At 34.0% G+C, this 22,319-nt stretch carries 17 protein-coding genes; 8 read left to right on the top strand and 9 right to left on the bottom strand.

Features of this window, described 5'->3' with window-relative positions; translation table 11 throughout:
* Positions 1 to 18: 18 nt before the first annotated feature.
* From AC1EUU_RS12575 to AC1EUU_RS12555, 5 genes are read right to left on the bottom strand one after another with little or no spacing between them, the layout of a single operon-like run.
* A complete protein-coding gene (locus tag AC1EUU_RS12575) occupies positions 19 to 1,179 on the bottom strand; it encodes a metal ABC transporter permease (protein WP_480201780.1) in 1,161 nt (386 codons plus the stop codon).
* Positions 1,172 to 2,302 carry a metal ABC transporter permease gene (locus AC1EUU_RS12570; RefSeq protein ID WP_480201779.1) on the bottom strand — a complete coding sequence of 377 codons (1,131 nt, stop codon included), beginning with the start codon at positions 2,300 to 2,302 and terminating at the stop codon, positions 1,172 to 1,174. Before AC1EUU_RS12570 ends, AC1EUU_RS12575 begins: the two co-directional genes overlap by 8 nt.
* Positions 2,302 to 3,039, bottom strand: coding sequence for a metal ABC transporter ATP-binding protein (locus AC1EUU_RS12565; RefSeq protein ID WP_480201778.1), 738 nt, complete (start codon positions 3,037 to 3,039; stop codon positions 2,302 to 2,304). The genes AC1EUU_RS12570 and AC1EUU_RS12565 overlap by 1 nt, the downstream gene beginning before the upstream one ends.
* Positions 3,040 to 3,043: 4 nt before the next feature.
* A complete protein-coding gene (locus tag AC1EUU_RS12560) occupies positions 3,044 to 3,955 on the bottom strand; it encodes a metal ABC transporter solute-binding protein, Zn/Mn family (protein ID WP_480201777.1) in 912 nt (303 codons plus the stop codon).
* 20 nt (positions 3,956 to 3,975) lie between these two features.
* Positions 3,976 to 4,632, bottom strand: coding sequence for a metal-dependent transcriptional regulator (locus tag AC1EUU_RS12555; protein ID WP_480201776.1), 657 nt, complete (start codon positions 4,630 to 4,632; stop codon positions 3,976 to 3,978).
* A gap of 102 nt (positions 4,633 to 4,734) precedes the next feature.
* Here AC1EUU_RS12555 and AC1EUU_RS12550 point away from each other — a divergent pair, with 102 nt between their 5' ends.
* Positions 4,735 to 6,987, top strand: coding sequence for a TonB-dependent receptor (locus tag AC1EUU_RS12550; RefSeq protein WP_480201775.1), 2,253 nt, complete (start codon positions 4,735 to 4,737; stop codon positions 6,985 to 6,987).
* A 12-nt stretch (positions 6,988 to 6,999) separates the two neighbouring features.
* On the top strand, positions 7,000 to 8,157 hold the full coding sequence (locus tag AC1EUU_RS12545; RefSeq protein ID WP_480201774.1) for an aminotransferase class V-fold PLP-dependent enzyme: 1,158 nt from the start codon (positions 7,000 to 7,002) through the stop codon (positions 8,155 to 8,157).
* Positions 8,158 to 8,188: 31 nt separating this feature from the next.
* Here the strand turns inward: AC1EUU_RS12545 and AC1EUU_RS12540 are convergent, their stop codons facing one another.
* Positions 8,189 to 9,316 carry a M12 family metallopeptidase gene (locus AC1EUU_RS12540; protein ID WP_480201773.1) on the bottom strand — a complete coding sequence of 376 codons (1,128 nt, stop codon included), beginning with the start codon at positions 9,314 to 9,316 and terminating at the stop codon, positions 8,189 to 8,191.
* Positions 9,317 to 9,609: 293 nt separating this feature from the next.
* Here AC1EUU_RS12540 and mfd point away from each other — a divergent pair, with 293 nt between their 5' ends.
* Complete coding sequence (gene mfd, locus AC1EUU_RS12535) at positions 9,610 to 12,948, top strand: transcription-repair coupling factor (protein WP_480201859.1); 3,339 nt, start codon at positions 9,610 to 9,612, stop codon at positions 12,946 to 12,948.
* 130 nt (positions 12,949 to 13,078) lie between these two features.
* Positions 13,079 to 13,957, top strand: coding sequence for a DMT family transporter (locus tag AC1EUU_RS12530; RefSeq protein WP_480201772.1), 879 nt, complete (start codon positions 13,079 to 13,081; stop codon positions 13,955 to 13,957).
* On the opposite strand, the gene AC1EUU_RS12525 is transcribed toward AC1EUU_RS12530, so the two are convergent.
* A complete protein-coding gene (locus tag AC1EUU_RS12525; protein ID WP_480201771.1) occupies positions 13,943 to 14,737 on the bottom strand; it encodes an SDR family oxidoreductase in 795 nt (264 codons plus the stop codon). The two genes, AC1EUU_RS12530 and AC1EUU_RS12525, sit on opposite strands and share 15 nt — an antisense overlap.
* Positions 14,738 to 14,812: 75 nt before the next feature.
* Here AC1EUU_RS12525 and AC1EUU_RS12520 point away from each other — a divergent pair, with 75 nt between their 5' ends.
* Positions 14,813 to 16,159 carry a TlpA family protein disulfide reductase gene (locus AC1EUU_RS12520; RefSeq protein WP_480201770.1) on the top strand — a complete coding sequence of 449 codons (1,347 nt, stop codon included), beginning with the start codon at positions 14,813 to 14,815 and terminating at the stop codon, positions 16,157 to 16,159.
* Between the two features lie 21 nt (positions 16,160 to 16,180).
* Here AC1EUU_RS12520 and AC1EUU_RS12515 read toward each other — a convergent pair whose 3' ends face one another.
* A complete protein-coding gene (locus AC1EUU_RS12515) occupies positions 16,181 to 16,540 on the bottom strand; it encodes a YraN family protein (RefSeq protein WP_480201769.1) in 360 nt (119 codons plus the stop codon).
* Positions 16,540 to 17,499, bottom strand: coding sequence for a S66 peptidase family protein (locus AC1EUU_RS12510; protein WP_480201768.1), 960 nt, complete (start codon positions 17,497 to 17,499; stop codon positions 16,540 to 16,542). The genes AC1EUU_RS12515 and AC1EUU_RS12510 overlap by 1 nt, the downstream gene beginning before the upstream one ends.
* A gap of 133 nt (positions 17,500 to 17,632) precedes the next feature.
* On the opposite strand from AC1EUU_RS12510, the gene metG reads away from it, so the two are divergent.
* From metG to AC1EUU_RS12495, 3 genes are read left to right on the top strand one after another with little or no spacing between them, the layout of a single operon-like run.
* Positions 17,633 to 19,687 (top strand): methionine--tRNA ligase, encoded by a 2,055-nt coding sequence (gene metG, locus AC1EUU_RS12505; RefSeq protein ID WP_480201767.1) that lies wholly within the window; start codon positions 17,633 to 17,635, stop codon positions 19,685 to 19,687.
* 4 nt (positions 19,688 to 19,691) lie between these two features.
* Positions 19,692 to 20,063, top strand: a complete 372-nt coding sequence (locus AC1EUU_RS12500; protein WP_480201766.1) for a hypothetical protein — start codon at positions 19,692 to 19,694, stop codon at positions 20,061 to 20,063.
* Between the two features lie 27 nt (positions 20,064 to 20,090).
* Positions 20,091 to 22,208 (top strand): Tex family protein, encoded by a 2,118-nt coding sequence (locus AC1EUU_RS12495; protein WP_480201765.1) that lies wholly within the window; start codon positions 20,091 to 20,093, stop codon positions 22,206 to 22,208.
* Positions 22,209 to 22,319: the final 111 nt, after the last annotated feature.

The raw sequence follows: 22,319 nt of genomic DNA, 5'->3' as shown, positions 1-22,319 counted from the left end.
TTCACGGTGACAAAAGCATCATCCTCTAAACAAAAAGAAATCTTCTTTCATTGATTCTATTTCGGTATCATCATTTGTGATAATATAATCAATGGCTTTGCCTGTAAATGATTTTCCTTTTTCAGTAAGCGAAATAATCTGGTTGTTTATAGTAACCATATTATTTTTTAGAGCCAAATCGACCACTGATTGCGATTTTACTTTATGCCAATTTATATGCTCATTCAAATGATTGATATGACGCTCGCGTTCTTCTTGATGATTATTTAGATGCAATAAGAATGTTAATAATTGCACTTCAATTTGTTGTTGTTTATTGCGATAGAGTACTGAAATTAATCCTCTGTTTGGAGCAAATAAATAAACTAATAAAAATACAATCCCTAAGACAGTGGTCATTGAACCCGAAATGGAAGCATCTAACCAATGTGCTACCCAATATCCCATTATCGCAGAAAATACTCCAAAAATTACTGATAGAAACAGCATCTTTTTAAGATCGTCGGTTAATAGATATGCTGTAGCGGCTGGTGCGATCATTAAGGCAACCACCAAAATAGCTCCAACAGCATCAAAAGCACCAACCGTAGTTATTGAGGCAATGCTCATTAATCCATAATGCATTACGACTGGTGAAAAACCTAAGGCAGTCGCCAATCCTGCATCAAAAGTACTCACCTTTAATTCTTTGAAAAAAGCAAATAACAAAGCGACTGTTATTAACAGTATTGTGCCAATAACCCATAAAGATTTAGGGCCAAGATCAATTCCGTTAATAATAATCCTATCAAACGGAGCAAATGCCAACTCACCTAGTAACACCACATCAATATCTAAATGCACATCATTCGCATTTTTAGCAATTAATATAACGCCTATGCTGAAAAGCGCAGGGAACACAAGTCCAATTGCAGTATCTTCCTTTACTAATCCCGTTTTTTGAATATATTCAACCAATACTACCGTTACGATACCTGATAAGGCAGCCATAACTATTAACAAAGGAGAACCTAAGTTATGTGTTATAAAAAAACCAATAACCAAACCTGGTAAAATTGAATGGCTAATTGCATCGCTTATTAACGCCATCTTTCTAAGTACGAGAAACACTCCTGGAATGGCACAGGCTATTGCTACCAGACTAGCAATTAATTGTATTTCTATTTGAGCACTACTCATCTTCCTTACTCGTTTGTTGATTGTATAAGTTACTTGCAAATGCATATCCATCATCTGTCATTGACCACATTTGCCCATCAATAGTTATATAGTTACGATCTTCTAATTTCTTTAAAGTACTTCTAGTAAATCCTTGAAAATTATTCAGAATCTTTATTGTGTGTGGATGTGACTTGTCATCATGCGTTTCTGCAATTCCAAACATAAACGCTAAGGTTTTATGTAACTGTAGATCTCTTCGGTTTTTAATCAATCGAATTTGGCGAAAAAGTAAACCTCTTGAAGGCGAAAAAACAAATGAAAAGATAACAAAAACTGCAGCCACTAACACAATCACCGGACCCGTAGATAGGTTGCTTTGACTTGCGCTAATTCCTGTTCCTACTACGCCTGCTAAAGCGCCAAAAACAGCTGCCAAAACTACCATAACACCAAGACTATTTGTCCATTGTCTTGCTGCTGCTGCCGGAGCTAAAAGCATGGCACTCATTAATACTACGCCCACGGTCTGTAATCCCAAAACAATGGCTAAAACAATAAATGAGGTAATTAAAATATCTATGAACTTAGTATCAAAACCAAGGGTTTTGGTATAATCAGCATCAAATAATAAGAGCTTAAATTCTTTCCAGAATAACACTAAAACAAATAAACATATTCCGGTAACAACAGCCATAAACCAAACATCTCTTGCTAATAGTGTTGCTGCCTGGCCAAATAAAAATTTATCTAAACCAGATTGATTTGCATTTGGTTGTTTTTGGATGAATGTGAGCAGCAACATTCCAAATCCAAAAAAGAGTGATAAAATTAATCCTAAAGCTGTATCTGATTTTAAGTGTGTTTTATTAATGATCCCTCGAATCCAAAATGCACCAATTAAACCGCTTATCAATGCACCAATTAGGAGTATGTTGGTTTCTTTTGTTCCGGTAATCAAAAAAGCAATTGCAATTCCTGGTAATGCAGCATGAGAGATAGCATCTCCTAGCAGACTTTGTTTTCTAAGAACGGCAAAGCTTCCTAACATACCACAGATAGCCCCCAATATGGCCGTCCCCAAAGTGATTGTTCTTAAAGTATAGTCGGTGAAAACCAGTTTAAAATATTCTTGCAGGTCCATTACTGTTGAATACTTACTTTATAATTGATACCATACGTCTTGGTTAAATTGTCATCATTAAAAATATCTCGTACCGGGCCTGTTGCGATCTTCTTGACATTTAAAAAAGTAACCCAATCAAAATATTCTGGTACTGTTTGCAAGTCATGATGTACAACTATTAATGTCTTGCCTTCCTTACGTAATTCTTTTAAGATATTAATAATTGCGATCTCGGTGGTGGCATCTACTCCTTGAAATGGTTCATCCATAAAATAGATAGATGCATTCTGCACCAATGCTCTAGCTAAAAAAATTCGTTGTTGCTGTCCTCCCGATAATTGTGAGATTTGTCGATCTTTAAATGCCAGCATCCCTACTTTTTCTAGTGCTTCTAAGGCAGCTTTCTTTTGTTTTTGACCTGGGCGCTTGATCCACCCTAAACTGCCGTAGGTTCCCATCATAACTACATCGAGTGCTGTTGTTGGAAAATCCCAGTCTACACTTCCTTTTTGCGGTACATAAGCTACCAATTTACGTTGTTTGCTATAAGGTTTTCCGTAAATGGAAATACTCCCAGCAATAGGCTCTATAATCCCTAAAATGGCTTTTATTAATGTAGATTTTCCTGCTCCATTAGGTCCAACAATTGCCATTAAAACACCTTCTGGGATTGCCAAATCTATATCCCATAAAACGGGTTTATAATTATAGGCAACGGTTAAGTCATCAACTGATACTGCAAGTTTTTTACCCATAGTTTTATTTCAAAGCATCAACAATTGTCTTTACATTATGTTTATACATACCAACATAAGTGCCTTCTTCGGTTCCATCATCTCCTAATGCATCTGAATATAAAGTACCACCAATTGTTGTTTCAAATCCTTTTGATTTTACCGCTTCTTGTAAAGCTTCTATTGTACGTTTAGGAACAGAACTTTCAACAAAAATGGCTTTTACCTTATTGTTAATTATAAATTGTGCCATCTTTTGAACATCTAGAACGCCTGCTTCGGTAGCCGTTGATAAACCCTGTAAACCAACCACCTGAAAATCATATGCTTTCCCGAAATAATTAAATGCATCATGCGCCGTTACTAAAATTCGATTTTCTTCCGGTAATTGATTTATTGTTAAGCCTATAGCTGTTTTTAAAATTCTCAAACGGTCTAAATAAGCCTTTCCATTTGTTAAATAGGCTTTAGCATTTTTAGGGTCTAGATCAGATAACTTTGTCGCCACATAAAGCACAACGCGCTCCCAGTTTTTGATATCAAACCAAATGTGCGGATCATAATTTGAAGCAAAATATTCTGATCCTATTAACGTGTTTTCATCTACAGCGTCGGCCACCGCTATAACCTTTTTATTTTGATGACGCATTTTTTCAAAAACCTCCTCAAGTTTGCCTTCTAAATGAAGTCCATTATAAATCACTACATCAGCATTAAATAACTTACTTACATCTCCCTCACTCGCTTTGTACAAATGTGGGTCTACGCCAGTACCCATCAAGCCTTGTACATCAATCTTATCTCCGCCAATATTTTTTACTAGATCGGTGATCATAGTGGTAGTTGTAACTACTTGTAGTTTTCCGTTTTTGTTCTGTTCTTTGGTTTTACAACCTACTATTACTAATAATAGAAGTATGAATATTTTATTCTTCATTTCAATTTTTCTAGCAGGTTTTAAACCTCTTTTACAAATAAGTTTTTAGCCACTTCTTCGGTTATGAGCAACTCGTTAGCGTCTAACATAATTTGCATCGACTTATCAAAAGGTTCAATATTTAAAACCTTTATCGTGCTCCCTAAGGCTATGTTTTTTTTACTCAAGTATTTTAAAAACTCATCAGACGAATCTTTAACTCCCAATAGGATGCTTTCTTCATGTTCTTTTAGCGTAGATAGTTTTACCTTTTTACGTCTTTTTATGGTTCCATTTTTATCTGGTATTGGGTCTCCATGCGGATCAACACTAGGAAATTCTAAAAACTCATCTAATTTATCTATTAAAGCTTGCGACTTTATATGTTCTAATTGTTCGGCAATATCATGAACTTCATCCCAAGAAAAATTTAGCTTATCAACTAAAAAACATTCCCATAAACGATGTTTTCTAACTATTGAAATGGCAATTTTTTCTCCTTTTTCAGAAAGCCTTACACCTTGGTATTTCTTGTAAACCACCAATTCTTTATCAGATAATTTTTTAATCATATCGGTTACCGAAGATGCCTTTGTTTGCATTTTCTTCGCAATAGAATTAGTACTTACACCTTTATGCTCGTTATAATCTAAATGGTAAATAGCCTTTAAATAGTTTTCTTCAGAAAAGCTCAGCATTTTAATTTCTTTAGAATACAAATATACATTTTTTTAACTTTTAAAATTATTTTTTAGACTTATCTAAAAATTAGTTTAAATTTGCATAAATTTTCATTCTTAGTGAGACCATTATCTGTTTTAATTATTTTGTTAATTTCAATATCTTCTTATGCTCAAGAACTGAGCATAAGCGGTACTGTAACAGCCAATGGCAAACCACTTCCCTTTGTGAATTTATATGTGTCAAAATCAGATAAGGGGGCAGTAACTGATGAAAACGGAAACTATAAAATTATCAATTTAAAGCAAGGAACATATACCCTTTATGCTTCTTTCACAGGATATACCACCTTAAAAAAAGTAGTGACTATAACCGATGGGGCACTAATTGTGAATTTTGATTTCAAAGAAAATTCAACCTTAGATGAGGTAGTTGTTACTGGCACGTTAAAGGCCGTAAGCCGACTAGAAAGCCCAGTACCCGTTGAAGTATACACACCTACTTTTCTTAAAAAGAATCCTACTCCTAATATTTTCGAGGCCCTGCAAAATGTTAATGGTGTGCGGCCTCAGCTCAATTGCAATGTCTGCAATACAGGTGATATTCATATTAATGGTTTAGAAGGACCTTACACCATGGTATTAATAGACGGAATGCCAATTGTAAGTGGTTTGTCTACAGTATATGGATTATCGGGCATTCCAAATTCTTTGATAGAACAAGTAGAAATTGTTAAAGGGCCTGCTTCTTCTTTATATGGAAGTGAAGCAGTAGGTGGCCTTATCAATATTATTACCAAACACCCTGAAAATGCACCACGAATTTTTGTAGATGCTTACAGCTCTTCATGGTTAGAAACTAATTTTGATCTTGGTTTCAAGTCATCAGTGGGTAAAGATGCATCAATACTATTTGGTGCAAACTATTATAAGTATGATAATCCTATAGATGATAATAATGATAACTTCACAGATGTTACACTTCAAGACCGCCTATCTATCTTTCAAAAATGGGATTTTAAAAGGAAAGAAAACCGTAAGTTCTCTATAGCTGGGCGTTTTTTTTATGAAGATCGCTGGGGTGGAGAATTACAATGGAATCGCTCTTTTCGCGGCGGAAATGAAGTCTATGGCGAAAGTATTTACACTACGCGATATGAAATACTTGCTAATTACCAATTACCAACTAAAGAAAAAATGTTTCTTTCTTTTTCATATACTGATCATGACCAAAATTCGGTATATGGTGACACACCGTATTTAGCAAATCAACGCATCGGTTTTACTCAATTCACGTGGGACAAGCCCATTAAAAATCATGATCTTTTATTTGGGGCCGCGGCACGCTATAATTACTATGATGACAATACGCCTGCAACGATTGAAAATGATGAGCTTATTATACCATCTCTTTTTATACAAGATGAAATTAAGCTAAATTCTAAAAACACCTTACTTTTAGGAGCGCGGTATGATTATGATAATCGCCACGGTAGTATATTTACACCACGCCTTGCTTATAAATTTAAGCCTTCTGACAATGCTGTTTTGCGATTAAATGCTGGTACGGGGTTTAGAGTGGTAAATCTATTTACAGAAGAGCATGCTGCTTTAACCGGATCAAGAGATGTTATTATCCAATCAGAATTAAAACCTGAACGATCTTATAACATCAATCTTAATTATTTGAAAAAATGGTATACAAAAAACGGTATCGCCTTATCTTACGATGCTTCAGCTTGGTATACTTATTTTACAAACATTATTTTACCCGACTATGATTCAAACCCCAATCAAATCATTTATGACAATTTAGATGGGTATGCTACAACTTATGGAATAAGCAGTAATATAGATGCTAATTTTGGCAACGGACTTAAAGTACTTATTGGGGCAACGCTGCAAGATGTTTCGAAAAAAGAAGATGGTATTAAAACGAGGCAAATTTTAACCGAAAGATTTACCGGAACCTGGTCTATTTCTTACGAATTCTTTAGACCTAAACTGACTATAGATTATACAGGTAATATTTATGGCCCCATGCGTTTACCTTTATTAGGAGATTTAGATCCTCGTTCGGAATATTCGCCTACATGGAGTATTCAAAACATTCAGTTTACCTTTAAAGGTTTGGAGAATTTCGAAATCTATGGCGGGATTAAAAACCTACTTGACTGGACTCCAAATAAAGGAAATCCATTTATCATTGCCAGAGCAAATGATCCTTTTGACAAAAATGTTGAATTTGATACAAATGGAAACGTAATCGCCACAGCTGAAAATCCTTATGCTTTAACATTTGATCCATCTTATGTGTATGCTCCCAATCAGGGTATAAGAGGTTTTATAGGGCTGCGTTATCGTCTACATTAAGTATATTTGGGCATGGAAACGATACAAATGCTCAATTGTCAAAAAGATAAATTTAAACTAGAAGACCATATTACTTATTTAAATGGTTCTTATATGTCACCTTCATTAAAAAGTGTTGAAGAGGTTGGCCATAAAGCAATATCTCAAAAATGCAGACCTTATGAGATTAAACCCGAAGATTTTTTTGTTCACTCTGAGCGATTACGCAAGCTTTTTGCTCAATTCATAAATGCTTCAGATTATAAAAATACGGCTATTATTCCATCTGTTTCGTATGGACTTGCTACTGTGGCAAATAATGTAAAACTAAAAGCTAATGACGAGATTGTTTTGATAGATGAGCAATTTCCCAGTAATGTTTATGCCTGGCAAAAACTAGCAAAAAAATGTAATGCAACCATTAAAACGGTTTCTGCTCCAAAATCTCATGAAAATAGAGCTAAAAATTGGAATAAAAGCATACTAGATAGTATTTCTAATAATACTGCATTGGTTGCAATGCCTCCGGCACATTGGGCTGATGGCACCTTATTTGATCTTAAAGCCATTAGAGAAAAGACCAAACAGTATAACGCATTATTAGTCATTGATGGATCGCAATTTATTGGTGCGGCTCCATTTTCTGTAGAAGATATTCAGCCAGATGCCTTGGTTACCGTAGCTTATAAATGGATGTTAGGACCCTATTCTATGGGAATGGCCTATTATTCAGATACATTTAACGAGGGCGAACCAATTGAAGAAAGTTGGATTAACAGATATAATAGTGAGGATTTTGCAAAACTGGTTCATTATGAGAATAGATATCAGCCTAAAGCAGGTAGATATAATATGGGCGAATATTCAAATTTTATTAATACTCCCATGTTTATAAAAAGTATAGAGCAGTTACTTGAATGGCAGCCTAAAAATATTCAATCTTATTGTCATGAAATTTCAAGAAATGCCATCACAAAATTAAGAAAATTAGGCTGTTATATTGAAGATGACACTTATAGAACCAAGCATTTATTTGGTGTATACTTACCTCAAAGTATAGACTTAGAGAATTTGAAAGCCAACTTTTATAAACAGAACATTTACGTTTCATTTAGAGGAAATGCCATTCGTGTTTCACCAAATGTATATAATGATGAGCAAGATTTTGAGCGATTCATTGCTTGCTTTTAATCATCAATAACAACTAAAACTCATCATTTATTTAGAATATCATTACCGAAGTATTCCCCGAACTGAATTTAGAATAAAGTCTTATTCTAATTAAGTATTTACGATCTTTTACCAGTTTAATTTTTATATAAGAATTTAGTTCAGAACCACTATCATCATCGCCTGAAAGATAAATTTCATTATCACCGTTTATCTCGTATATAACCATTACGGTATCCATGTGTCCAAAAGTTCTAATATCATAATCTCCTGTTAAAGGTGCTGTAAAATGAAAATTTTGCTGCTCTCCGGGTTCTAAATCTATAGACTCACTTCTAAAAAGTTCTAATTCTTGAATATTATCATCAGAAGATGGAGGATAAAATTTTCTAGCCCATACTTTATCCTGATTTGATAAGCCTGGGGCAGGACTAATTCCATCTGTTAATTCTGGAGGTGCTTCTATCCAATTGCCCGGCATCGGATACATCATAATAGAATCTTCATCAAGGTCTGAACCCTCAATTGAATTCGCACTTTTCTTATCAAGCACATTATGTTTAATGGTATCTAAATCCCAGTTATTGGGAGGGCCACTTAAATCATTAATAACATTTTGTTCATTCCAAATAATTCCGGCAAAAGGATTTTGATGTTCGTGAGGGAAACCCATTGAATGGCCAATTTCATGTAAAATTGTGTCTAGATCATTAACAATATCCCAACCAAAATTCATAGTTCTTCTTTCTTTCGGTATATTCCACAGGTCTCTTCCAACATAAGACCAAGAACCATCACCTTTCATAAATCCAATTCTTATATGAGCATTTTGTCTATCATGAACTTCTTCAAAAAGTAATCCTATATTCACATCACTCCAAGTAGTAAACCCCAATCTAACGGCATCCATTTCTTGTTGTGTCCCTTTCCATGGTATAAATGTTAATTGTCCATTCATCATTACATTTGTTCCATCGGTATCTCGATCAAAAAAATAGTATTTAAGTTTCGTTCCATTAACCCATTTTTTTGACATTAGTATGATCATTTCCTCTATCCTTGGGTCATGACCCGGGCGAGGAGCGCGATTTTCAACTACAGGCATACTACAGAAGCGCTTTTCTGTTAATTTACTTGTGCCTTTTTTCTTTTTTGTTTTTTTATATTCTTTCTTAGTCATAACACTAACTTTTATTCTTTAAATTTCTAAAAATTAGTGCTTCAAGACAAGAGGAATTTTCCCGTTTTTGCAAAGGAAAAACACCATGAATCATATAGGAGAAACCCTTTTGATCATAAGCCTTATAATTAACTAAAACAGAAATTTAAATGGTTATCAATGACTGTTAACGGTTTCATTTAAAAACATATTTCAAATTAATTTTCTAGTAACAAACCAAGTACTATATTTGCCCAAAATTTAACACATTGAGCAAACAATCTGTTGTTTCGCTTTACGAACAATCTCCAAAAATCAAGCAGATTGTTCAACATCTCCAACAAGAAAACCAAAAGCTGCAATTACAGCATTTGGCAGGATCTTCATTGTCTTTTATCATCTCAAGTAGCTTTAAACAGCTAGAAAAACCATATCTATTAATCTTTAATGATAAAGAAGAAGCTGCTTACTACTTAAATGATCTTGAGCAATTATTAGGTGATGAGAATGTGTTGTTTTATCCTGGGTCTTATCGCAGGCCTTATCAGATCGAAGAAACCGATAACGCAAATATTTTACTACGATCAGAAGTTTTAAATCGTATTAACTCGCGGAAGAAACCCGCAGTAATTGTTACATATCCTGATGCGCTGTTCGAAAAGGTAGTTACAAAAAGTGAACTAGAAAGAAACACCTTAAAGTTACGTATAGGTGAGCAGTTATCGTTAGATTTTGTGAATGAAACACTATTTGAGTATCAATTCGATCGTGTAGATTTCGTAACCGAACCTGGAGAATTTGCGGTTAGAGGAGGCATTATAGATGTCTTTTCATTTTCAAACGAAGAACCTTATCGTATTGAATTTTTTGGTGACGAAGTTGATAGTATAAGAACATTTGATGTAGAAACACAGCTTTCTACTGATAAGCATAAAAAAATAAGTATTCTCCCAAATGTTGAGAATAAACATCTACAAGAAAAGAGAGAAAGTTTTTTAAAGTATATTTCCAATAAGACAATCATTTTCTCTAAAAACAAAGATTTTCTATTTGGCAGATTAGATAAGTTATTCGAAAAAGCAAAAGTAGCTTTCTCAGAAAATAAAGGGGAAATTAAATTAGCCGAGCCCAGAGAATTATTTTGTAATAGTGATCTTGTTAAAAAGCAACTGGAAGAATATAATCTCGTTGAATTTGGAAATTCTCGTCATTCCGAACTTGTTTCGGAATCTCATCATGAGATGCTGAATCAAGCTCAGCATACCCATGAAATAAAATTTCAAGTGTCACCCCAGCCTTCGTTTAATAAGCAATTTAATCTACTTATTGAAAACCTAAATCAAAATACAAAAGAAGGGTTAGAAAACTATTTGTTTTGTGCTAATGAGCAACAAGCAAAACGTTTTAATGACATTTTTAATGATGTAGAAGAAGAGGTGTCTTATAAAACAATTGTGTTTCCGCTCTATCAAGGTTTTATAGATAATGAGCATAAAATTGTATGCTATACCGATCATCAAATCTTTGAACGCTATCATAAATTCAGGCTAAAAAGTGGCTTTGCAAAAAAACAAGCCATTACATTAAAAGAACTAAATACGCTTGAAATTGGTGATTATGTTACTCATATAGATCATGGTATTGGTAAATTCGGCGGGTTGCAGAAAATTGATGTAGAAGGAAAAAAGCAAGAAGCCATTAAATTAATCTATGGAGATAGAGATGTACTATATATAAGCATTCATTCTTTACATAAGATATCAAAATACAATGGTAAAGATGGTAAGGTTCCAAAATTATTCAAACTTGGTTCTGGTGCCTGGAAAAAGCTTAAGCAAAAAACTAAGAAGCGGGTCAAAGAAATTGCATATGATCTTATACAGCTCTATGCTAAGCGTAGAATGCAAAAGGGCCATAGGTATAATCCTGATAGTTACATGCAATTAGAGCTAGAGTCTAGTTTTATGTATGAAGATACCCCAGATCAATCTAAAGCCACTGCAGATGTAAAGCAAGATATGCAAAGTGAGCGACCCATGGATCGTTTAATATGTGGCGATGTAGGTTTCGGTAAGACTGAAGTTGCTATTCGAGCTGCTTTTAAAGCAGTTGATAATGGAAAACAAGTCGCCATACTGGTACCTACAACGATTCTTGCTTTTCAGCATTTTAAAACCTTTGGTGAGCGTCTTAAGAATTTTCCGGTAACTATAGATTATTTAAATCGATTTAGAACTACAAAACAACGAAATGGTGTATTAGATGGCTTAAAAGATGGCAGCATAGACATTGTAATTGGCACACATCAATTGGTTAATAAAAATGTTCAATTTAAAGATCTCGGATTACTAATTGTAGACGAAGAACAAAAGTTTGGTGTTTCTGTGAAAGATAAACTAAAAACAATTAGAGAAAATGTAGATACCTTAACATTAACGGCAACGCCAATACCTAGAACATTGCAATTTTCTCTAATGGCAGCTCGCGATCTTTCTGTAATCAACACGCCACCTCCAAATAGACATCCCGTAGAAACTAATGTCATACGGTTTAGCGAAGAGATTATACGCGATGCTGTTCAATATGAAATCTCAAGAGGCGGTCAGGTCTTTTTTATTCATAACCGTATTGAAAACATTAAAGAAGTTGCAGGGATGTTGCAGCGACTATTACCGAATGCTAAAATAGGTATTGGTCATGGGCAAATGGAAGGCAAAAAGCTAGAACAGCTTATGCTTTCATTTATGAATAATGAGTTTGATGTATTGGTTTCTACCACTATTGTAGAAAGTGGTCTTGATGTACCAAATGCCAATACTATTTTTATCAATAACGCCAATAATTTTGGTTTATCTGACCTACACCAGATGCGTGGTCGTGTTGGGCGTTCAAATAAAAAGGCGTTTTGTTACTTCATTACACCTCCTTATCATATGATGACAGACGAAGCAAGAAAGCGTATTCAAGCTCTTGAATTATTTTCAGATCTCGGTAGTGGATTTAATATTGCCATGAAAGACTTAGAAATACGAGGTGCCGGCGATCTATTAGGAGGTGAGCAAAGTGGATTTATTAATGATATAGGTTTTGAAACGTATCAAAAAATATTAAATGAAGCCATTGATGAGCTTAAAGAAAATGAATTCAAAGAACTCTACAAAGAAAATAAAGATGCTCCTAAAGCATTTGTAAAAGACACTCAAATAGACACCGATTTTGAAATTCTTTTCCCAGATGATTATGTAAATTCTATCAAAGAACGCCTGAGCTTATATAATGAGTTGAGCGCCATAAATACAAAGGAAGAATTAACAAACTATGAGCAAAATTTAATTGATCGATTTGGTGAACTACCAATACAAGCACAAGATTTATTGAATAGTGTTCGTATTAAATGGATTGCTAAACAACTAGGTTTAAATAGACTAATCCTCAAGAAAGGAAAAATGATCGGGTATTTTGTATCCGATCAACAATCTCATTTTTACCAAAGTGAAGCATTTACCAAAATCTTGCAGTTCGTGCAACACAACGCTGCTAGTTGTAAAATGAAGGAAAAAGAAACGAAGCATGGCTTACGCTTGCTTTTAACCTTTGATACTATTAACTCCATAGATGCTGCGCTCTCAATGCTTCAAAAAATAATGCATTGAAAAAAACTAAAAGAACTTGTTAAAAAGGCTATTGAAGTCCATTAATGTCATATTGAATTAAGCGTATCAAAGTTTCAGTAAATTGTTCTTACTTTGCCATTCCTTCCTTTGCAAGAACGATATAAATTAAATGAACAATAAACACCTTAAAAATATAGCTGAATTAAATCTGGCTATGCTATTTATTAGCACTTCTGGAGTTTTAGGCAGGTATATTTCCATTCCGCCTCCGGTAACTATTTGGATTCGTTGTTTAATTGCTTTATTTATTATTGGACTATTCTGTAAATACCGAAAAGTTAGCCTCAATGTTTCAAGAAAATCTGATCTTAAAGTCATCATTCTTAGTGGCCTATTTTTAGGCGCTCATTGGATCACGTATTTTTATAGCCTTCAACTTTCTAATGTTGCAATTGCTATGTTGTCACTATTTACCTATCCGGTACTAACCACTTTTTTAGAACCCTTATTTTTTAAAACAAAACTGAACAAAAAGCATGTTTTGTTAGGATTTATCGTTTTAATCGGAATCTATTTTTTAACTCCCAACTTAGACTTAGAAAATAATTATACAAAAGGAATTGCTTTTGGTTTACTATCTGCTCTTTTTTATGCTTTAAGAAATAGCATTCTAAAAAAGAAAGTTTCAAGTTATAACGAATCCATGCTAATGTTTTATCAATTAGCAGCTTTATGTGTTGCTCTTTTACCTGTTCTTTTGTTATTTGAGATAAGTATTACAGTAAATGAGATCAATGCAATTATAGTATTAGCTTTACTAACCACTGCGATTGGTCATACCTTATTTGTAAAAAGCTTTAAAAACTTTACCATTAGTAGTGCGAGTATTATGAGTAGTATTCAACCTATTTATGGTATTTTGCTGGGAATGTTATTCTTAAATGAAATCCCTGCTCAAAACACAATAATTGGTGGTATTCTTATCCTTTCTACTGTGGTTATAGAAAGTATTCGGTCAAGAAAATTAGATGGATCAGGTCACAGCTAATTTACGTATCATCGTAGCCAAAACTCTTGGAAAAAAACGTTTAACATACACCGATAATTTTTCTAAAAAACCACCAATCACAACTTCTTGCTTTTTTCGTTGAATGGCTTTTAGCATTTTCTTTGCAAAATAGTTTGGTGGCAATCCGGCCTCAGTTTTTTTGTCCATTGAATTTTGAGGCGATCCATCAAAAGTTAATGCATTTCGTGATATCTCTGTTTTTACATAACCTGGGCATACTAGTGTTACATTAATATTATCTTTATACACTTCTGCCCGAAGGCTATCAAAAAAGCCATGTAATGCATGTTTTGATGCAGCATAGGAAGAACGTAACGGAGTTCCCAGTTTTCCAACAACCGATGTAACAACTACGATATGTCCTTGCTTTCTTGCTACAAAATAAGGCAACATCGCTTTTGTTAAAGCTACTGTACCAAAATAATTTGTTTTAAAAATACGCTCGTCTATTAGCATTCCGGTATCAATGGCCAATGACCGTTGGCTTATTCCTCCATTATTAATAAGAACATCAATCTCGCCAAACAATGCCATCGCCTCCTGAATAAGTTTCTCTAGATTTTTATAGTCATCTAAATCTACTTGTAGTATTTTTACTTTATCAGGATTTTCACATAACAATCTTACTTGTTCTAGTTTTTCAGTATTTCTAGAAGAGATAATAACATTAGCACCTTGTTTAGACAGCTCTAAAGCAGTAGCCTTACCGATTCCAGAAGAAGCTCCTGTTAACCAAACCGTCTTATTTTGAAAACTCATAAAAACTCATTTTAAACAAATGTACTAATTGATTTAAAACTGTATTTTTGGTTCGGTTTTTGTAAATCTTAAAGCATGACTAAAAAACTATTCTTTCTTTTTACACTTTTTACATTAGTAAGCTATGCCCAACATAGTATTAAGGGACAAATGCATCCAACTGAGAATTATCCTTGGATGCTACTTTATAAATTACAAGGTGCTAAGCAAGATTTTATTGCATATGACTCCATTAAAGGAGGTGCTTTTGAAATCACCATCCCTATGGGGGCTACAAGTGGTGTATACCGATTGATTTATGACAATCAAAATCAACTATTCGTTGATGTAATTTATGATCAAGAAGACATTGATTTTAATTTTCACCCAAAACATCCTAATCGTTTAGTACAATTTCATAAATCAAAAAATAACAAGTTGTATTCTGATTATTTAAGAGCCGTTTCCAAACCACAACAGCAACTAGATTCTTTGCAAGTTGCCTTCTTTAGTTCACCTCAAGCAGATGAATCTAAAATAAAAGCCGTTTATCAAAAAAATAAAACCTTAATAGATAAAATTCAAACAACTTTTGAACGCGAATCTCAAGGTTATCTAGCAAGTCATTTTATAAAAGCGAGTAGCAGATATAATGCTGCTGAGCCAATAAAATTACCAGCAGACTATTTAAAAGAAACACAAACACATTTTTTTGATAATATAGATTTTAATAATACCGAGTTAAATAATTCAACTTTTAAGCATGATAAAATCAACGATTTTATCTTCTATCTAAATAGTTCTGATGATCATGAAACGCAGATAAAATTAAGGAAAGAAGCGATCAATCTGGTTTTAGAAAAATTGAAATCTAATATTGCTTTATCTAAAGATGTACAAGAAAGTTTATTGTATAGTTTTGCGCAGCAGCAAGATGTAATAATGACCAATCATATACTAAATCATTACTTGCAACTACCCAAAGAATTACAAGACGTTGGGTTTATTAATGATGTGAAAGGTCAACTACGAACTGCCGTTGGAAATATAGCTCCTAATATTTTATGGGAAGAAAACAACGTACCAAAAACCTTACATAAATTAAGTGGGGCACTTAATTATTTAGTGGTGTTTTGGAGTTCTGGCTGTTCGCATTGTTTAAAAGAGTTGCCGCTATTGAAAACATATTTAAAAGATCACCCAAATGTGCATGTTGTAGCAATTGGTTTAGAGGATAAGAACAGTACGGCAAATTGGCAAAAAGAAATTGCCAAATATCCTAATTGGACTCATGTTTACGGTAAAAACAAATGGAAAAATACATTTGCCAATATTTACGGCGTTAACGCAACACCTTCATTCTTTTTATTAGACAGCAAAAAGAAAATTTTGACTAAACCAGATAGTGTAAAAGAGTTGAAAAAATTCTTAGGTAAGAAATAGTTTTGCTCTACAACTGAACTATTAAAAATGCAAAAAAGCGTCTTCTAAATGCTCAATTGTAAAATTAGTACCATCTTTTACAATAGCAATAATATCAAAACGCACGTTTACGTCCAAATCTTTAGAAGTAACATATTCATCAATGGCCGAAACCAATAATTTTATCTTTTTAGGGTTTACAAAGTCTTGAGGGTTACCGAATTCAATCGTTGATCTCGTTTTCACTTCAATAACGGCTAGAATATCTCCTTTTTTAGCTATAATATCTACCTCAGCTTTTTGATAGCGCCAGTTTTTATCTAAAATAGTGTACCCTTTTTTCTTAAGAAATTCTAAGGCTAATTGCTCTCCTTTTTTGCCTAGCTCGTTGTGTTGTGCCACTAATTTTTAAATTTTACAATTGTTTTGTTATCACGAACTTTTAAAGAAATTTCTCTTCCTAATATCAATGCCCTATTATCTCGTATATGACCTGCAGGAAAATCAAAAACTACCGGGAAATCGTATTCTTCAACTACATCAAGAATAATTTGTTCAACCGGTTTACCAAATTCAACATCATTTTCACGAACCTTAGTAATACCTCCAACAATAAGTCCGTAACAATTCTCGAAATAACCATTGCGTTTCAGGTTTTGCATCATTCGATCTACATGATACGCGTATTCACCTAAATCTTCAATAAATAAGATTTTCCCATCTGTTTTCAGTGAGGTTTTAGAACCTAATAGGCTATATAGAATGGAAAGGTTTCCACCAATTAATTGTCCTTTAGACTTTCCTTTTTTATTGAACTCTGAACTCTTAAATTCATATTCAAGAGATTTTCCAAATAATGCTTTACGTAAAGATTCTTGTGATTGCCGTTGCTCTTCGTTTCCTAACTTTAGTGTAGATGGCATTAAAGCATGTAGAGACTCTCCTCCTCTATTATGAATGGCATTATGTAAGACGGTAACATCAGAAAAACCAACAATCCATTTTGGGTGCTTTTCAAAATTCGAAAAATCTAACTTATCTACAATACGTACCGATCCGTAACCCCCTCGAGCACACCAAATAGCTTTCACTGTTGGATCATCTAAAGCTCTTTGAAAATCTTCTATTCGCTCCTTATCAGTCCCAGCAAAATGTCCGTTAGGCTTGTATAGGTGTTTTCCTAATTTAGCTTTTAATCCCCAGCTTTTTAAAAGTTCAATTCCGTTATCAATAATTGTTGAATCAGAGATAATTCCAGCAGTAGCCACAATCATCACTGTATCACCTTTTTTTAAATAAGGGGCTTGCATACGTGGTGAATTGATAATTTTTGCTTTTCGTTGTGAAAAACAAATCGTCATGTTAAACATTAGTATAACAATGAGTGCGATTTTATGAAAACCATTACTAATCATTGTTTTGAGTAAAAATACACTTTTTCTATAAACGTCAGATACTTGCTTTTTCTTACTTTTGCCCTTACAAATTTTGATAATGAGCAATCCAAAAAGATATACTATTACCGCAGCATTACCTTATACCAATGGCCCTATTCATATTGGGCATTTAGCAGGAGTATATGTGCCTGCTGATATTTATGCGCGCTATTTACGATTAACCGGAAAAGATGTCATCTATATCTGCGGAAGTGATGAGCATGGTGTAGCCATCCCCATGCGTGCAAAAAAAGAAGGTGTTTCGCCTAAAGAGATAATTGACAAATACCATACTATTATCAAAAACTCCTTTACAGAATTTGGAATTTCTTTTGATAATTATTCGCGTACTTCTGCTCAGGTACATCATGAAACTGCATCAGAATTCTTCGAAAAAATGCATAATAAAGGGCAGTTTATTGAAGAGGTAACCGAACAGCTATATGATGCAGAAGCTGATCAGTTTTTAGCTGATAGATTTGTAATTGGTACTTGCCCTAATTGTGGGTTTGAAGAAAGTTATGGTGATCAATGTGAAAATTGTGGTACGAGTCATAATGCGACCGATTTAATTAATCCGAAATCTGCAATTACCGGTAATGCCCCAGATCTTAAACAAACAAAGCACTGGTTTTTACCGCTAGACCAATATGAAGGCTTTCTAAAAGAATGGATACTCAAAGGGCATAAAAATGACTGGAAACCGAATGTTTATGGCCAATGTAAATCATGGATTGATGACGGTTTAAAACCAAGAGCCGTTACGCGTGATCTCGATTGGGGAATTCCGGTGCCGGTTGAAGGTGGAGAGGGAAAGGTTTTATATGTTTGGTTTGATGCTCCAATCGGATATATTTCTTCAACCAAAGAATGGGCTGCACGTGAAGGAAAAGATTGGGAGCCTTATTGGAAGGATAAAGACACTAAATTATTACATTTTATTGGTAAAGATAATATAGTATTTCACTGTATTATTTTTCCAAGCATGTTAAAAGCTGATGGCGATTATGTGTTGCCTGATAATGTTCCGGCAAATGAGTTCTTAAATCTTGAAGGAAATAAATTATCAACTTCAAAAAATTGGGCGGTATGGTTACATGAATACCTAGAAGAATTTCCTGGCAAACAGGACGTATTGCGTTATGTATTAACAGCAAATGCACCAGAAACTAAAGACAATGATTTTACCTGGAAAGATTTTCAAGCTCGCAATAATAATGAATTAGTTGCCATTTTTGGGAATTTTATTAATCGTGTTGTGGTGTTAACCAATAAGTACTACAATGGTGAGGTTCCTGTTGCTGGCGATCTATCTCAAGTTGATAAAGAAACACTAGAACAACTACGAAAATATCCTCAAACTATTTCGAGCTCTATTGAAAGATATCGCTTTCGAGAGGCTTTAAATGAACTTATGAACTTGGCTCGTTTAGGTAATAAATATTTAGCAGATGAAGAACCTTGGAAAGTAATAAAGGAAGATCCAGAGCGTGTTCAGACCATTATGAACATAGCGTTACAGATTGCTTCTGGATTGGCTATTTTATGTGAACCATTTTTACCTTTCACATCTCAAAAGCTTAAGAATATATTGGCTCTGCAAGAGAATTTAAGCTGGAATGATGTTTCTAAAAATAAAGAGTTGATTGCTGCAGGTCATCAAATAGGTAAGTCCGAATTATTATTTTCTAAAATTGAGGATAAAGACATGCAAAAGCAGCTAGATAAACTAGCAGCGACAAAAATAGCAAATGAACAATCTTTAAAAACAGTTGAACCTCAAAAAGAAACCATCGAATTTGATGATTTTACCAAACTAGACATACGTGTTGGAACCGTTTTAGAAGCTGAAAAAGTGGCAAAAACAAAAAAGTTACTCCAATTAAAGGTTGATGTCGGTATAGATGTGCGTACTATTGTATCCGGTATTGCTGAGAGTTTTTCTCCTAAAGAAATTATCGGACAACAAGTAACTGTTTTATGCAATTTAGCCCCAAGAAAAATTCGTGGGGTAGAAAGTCAAGGCATGATTTTAATGACCGATACTCCCGATGGAAAATTAGCCTTCGTTGAGCCTGAAAGAGAAGTTATAAACGGGCAGCAAATAAGTTAAGTATATGAAGTTAATCGCTAAATGTAAGTCTTGCCAAAAAGAAAATGTAATTCTTCATTCTTCTATAAATGATAGAGCTGAATTATCATTTAATAAAGGTAAAGAGTTCTTGGCAACATGTAAAAACTGTCTTTCTAAGCAAAAATATCATGTAAATAATTTTAGAGCTGAAAGCTCAATTAGCTTTAAACTATTCGGCATCATAATGGTAGCGGCAATTGTTACTTCTATATTATTTCTTGAATATACGCTACTTAATTATGGATTTATAGTTATCGGTGGAATATTTCTAGTTCCTTCGATTGCCTATGGTATTTTAAAGCAGCAAGAAACTGTTAAATTAAATTCATTTAATAGATATAAAGTCAAAGAATAATTGTTCTTTTTTAATTGACAATCCGCATTGATAAATTATATACGCTCCAAGACCAGTCTCTCTCAAAAATCAATTCAAAACACAATTGAATTGCTAAATGAAGATTGTACAATTCCGTTTATTGCGCGCTATCGTAAAGAGAAAACCGGTAATTTAGATGAGGTTCAACTAAGTGAAATTGTAAAATTTAAAGAGCTATTTGAAACACTACAAAAGCGCAAAGATGCTATTTTAAAATCGTTAGAAGAGCAACAGGCACTTACTAATGAGTTAAAACAAAAAATTTCTTCTTGTACTGATCTTACCTTGTTAGAAGATCTTTATCTTCCTTATAAAAAGAAGCGTAAAACCAAAGCCGAAACGGCTCTTAATAATGGATTAGAGCCCCTGGCAAAGATCATAATGAGTCAGCGAGCAGATGATTTAGATTATATTGCTTCAAAGTATGTTTCCGCAACCGTTGAAAATGAAGTTGATGCTTTAGAGGGAGCGCGACATATTATTGCAGAATGGATCAATGAACGTACTGATATTAGAAATAATATTCGTTATCAATTAGAGCGATTTGCGGTTATTTCAACAAAGGTGGTAAAAGCAAAATCTAATGATGAGAAAGCACAAAAATTTAAAGACTATTTTAATTGGGAGGAATCATTGTCTAGAATTCCATCTCATCGTCTTTTGGCAATATTGCGTGCAGAAAAAGAAGGTTTTGTTCGAATTAAAATAGAAGTAGATCATGAACGGGCATTGCAAAAAATAAAAGATAGAATTATCCGCTCAAATAATGTGTGTGCTGAACATATATCTATTGCCATTGAAGATGCTTATAAACGTCTACTTTATCCAGCGCTATCAAATGAAACCTTATCTATTGCCAAAGAAAAAGCCGATGATGCGGCAATTGCAGTATTTGCCAAAAATCTGAGACAACTACTTCTAGGCGCTCCTTTAGGTGAAAAGCGAATCTTAGCCATTGATCCAGGATTTAGAACAGGGTGCAAGATTGTATGTTTAGACGCTCAAGGCGGATTGAAACACAACGAAACCATGTATCCGCATCCACCGCAAAATGACCGTAAAGGGGCAATAAAAAAAATAAGTTCGCTAGTCGATGCGTATAAAATAGAGGCTATCGCTATTGGAAATGGAACTGCATCTCGAGAAACCGAGCAGCTTATTAGGCGAATTCAATTTAAAACTGAACTTCAAGTCTTCGTGGTAAGTGAAGCAGGTGCTTCTATATATTCGGCCTCAAAAATCGCCCGTGAAGAATTCCCTAACTATGATGTTACTGTTCGTGGAGCAGTCTCTATAGGAAGACGATTAACTGATCCTTTAGCCGAATTGGTAAAAATTGATGCCAAGTCAATTGGTGTTGGACAATATCAACATGACGTAGATCAACCTAAACTTAAAAAATCACTAGATACCGTTGTTGAAAGTTGTGTTAATACTGTAGGGGTGAACATCAACACCGCTAGTGAATCTTTATTAAGTTATGTTTCTGGGATTGGGCCAAAATTAGCGGAGAATATTACTAATTATCGATCGAAAAATGGCGCCTTTACTTCTCGCAAAGAGATTAAAAATGTAGCACGATTAGGAGGAAAAGCTTTTGAGCAGTCGGCTGGTTTTTTAAGAATAAAGAAAGGTGAAAATCCACTAGATGATTCTGCAGTGCATCCCGAACGATATGATTTGGTACGTAGAATTGCAAAAGATTTACAAGTTGATGTTTCAGATTTAATAGGTAATATTAGCTTACTTCAAAAAATAAACCTTCAGAATTATTGTTCAGAAGATATCGGTTTACCAACCCTTGAGGATATTTTAAAGGAATTGGAAAAACCAGGACTAGACCCAAGAGAAAAAGCCAAGGTTTTTACTTTTGATCAAAACATTAAAACCATTAATGATCTTCGTGAAGGGCAGCTCTTGCCCGGTATTATAAATAATATTACCAATTTTGGCTGTTTTGTTGATATTGGAATTAAGGAAAGTGGTTTGATTCATGTTTCGAATCTATCTGATGACTATGTAAGCGATGTAAATAGCATCGTACGTTTGCATCAACAAATAATTGTTAAAGTATTAGAAGTTGATAAGGTTAGAAAGCGCATTCAACTTAAACTTCACAAATAAAAAAAAGAGGCTATCTTAAAAATTCTTTATGATTCTCCAATGCCGAGTTTTACGGGAGGATACATCAATTTTAAGATCAGTCTCTCTCTTTTATGCTTACAAATATATCAA

The sequence above is a fragment of the Maritimimonas sp. 2205BS37-2 genome (genome assembly GCF_056591755.1).
The sequence above is the reverse complement of the archived record's forward strand: the minus strand, read 5'-3'. Positions and strand labels throughout refer to the sequence as shown.

Coding starts and splice junctions, on each gene's coding strand:
- AC1EUU_RS12530 (WP_480201772.1), top strand. CDS start 13,079: ATGAACAATAAACACCTTAAAAATATAGCTGAATTAAATCTGGCTATG.
- AC1EUU_RS12570 (WP_480201779.1), bottom strand. CDS start 2,302: ATGGACCTGCAAGAATATTTTAAACTGGTTTTCACCGACTATACTTTA.
- AC1EUU_RS12545 (WP_480201774.1), top strand. CDS start 7,000: ATGGAAACGATACAAATGCTCAATTGTCAAAAAGATAAATTTAAACTA.
- AC1EUU_RS12540 (WP_480201773.1), bottom strand. CDS start 9,316: ATGACTAAGAAAGAATATAAAAAAACAAAAAAGAAAAAAGGCACAAGT.
- AC1EUU_RS12555 (WP_480201776.1), bottom strand. CDS start 4,632: ATGCTGAGCTTTTCTGAAGAAAACTATTTAAAGGCTATTTACCATTTA.
- AC1EUU_RS12520 (WP_480201770.1), top strand. CDS start 14,813: ATGACTAAAAAACTATTCTTTCTTTTTACACTTTTTACATTAGTAAGC.
- AC1EUU_RS12575 (WP_480201780.1), bottom strand. CDS start 1,179: ATGAGTAGTGCTCAAATAGAAATACAATTAATTGCTAGTCTGGTAGCA.
- AC1EUU_RS12510 (WP_480201768.1), bottom strand. CDS start 17,499: ATGACGATTTGTTTTTCACAACGAAAAGCAAAAATTATCAATTCACCA.
- AC1EUU_RS12500 (WP_480201766.1), top strand. CDS start 19,692: ATGAAGTTAATCGCTAAATGTAAGTCTTGCCAAAAAGAAAATGTAATT.
- AC1EUU_RS12525 (WP_480201771.1), bottom strand. CDS start 14,737: ATGAGTTTTCAAAATAAGACGGTTTGGTTAACAGGAGCTTCTTCTGGA.
- metG (WP_480201767.1), top strand. CDS start 17,633: ATGAGCAATCCAAAAAGATATACTATTACCGCAGCATTACCTTATACC.
- AC1EUU_RS12565 (WP_480201778.1), bottom strand. CDS start 3,039: ATGGGTAAAAAACTTGCAGTATCAGTTGATGACTTAACCGTTGCCTAT.
- AC1EUU_RS12560 (WP_480201777.1), bottom strand. CDS start 3,955: ATGAAGAATAAAATATTCATACTTCTATTATTAGTAATAGTAGGTTGT.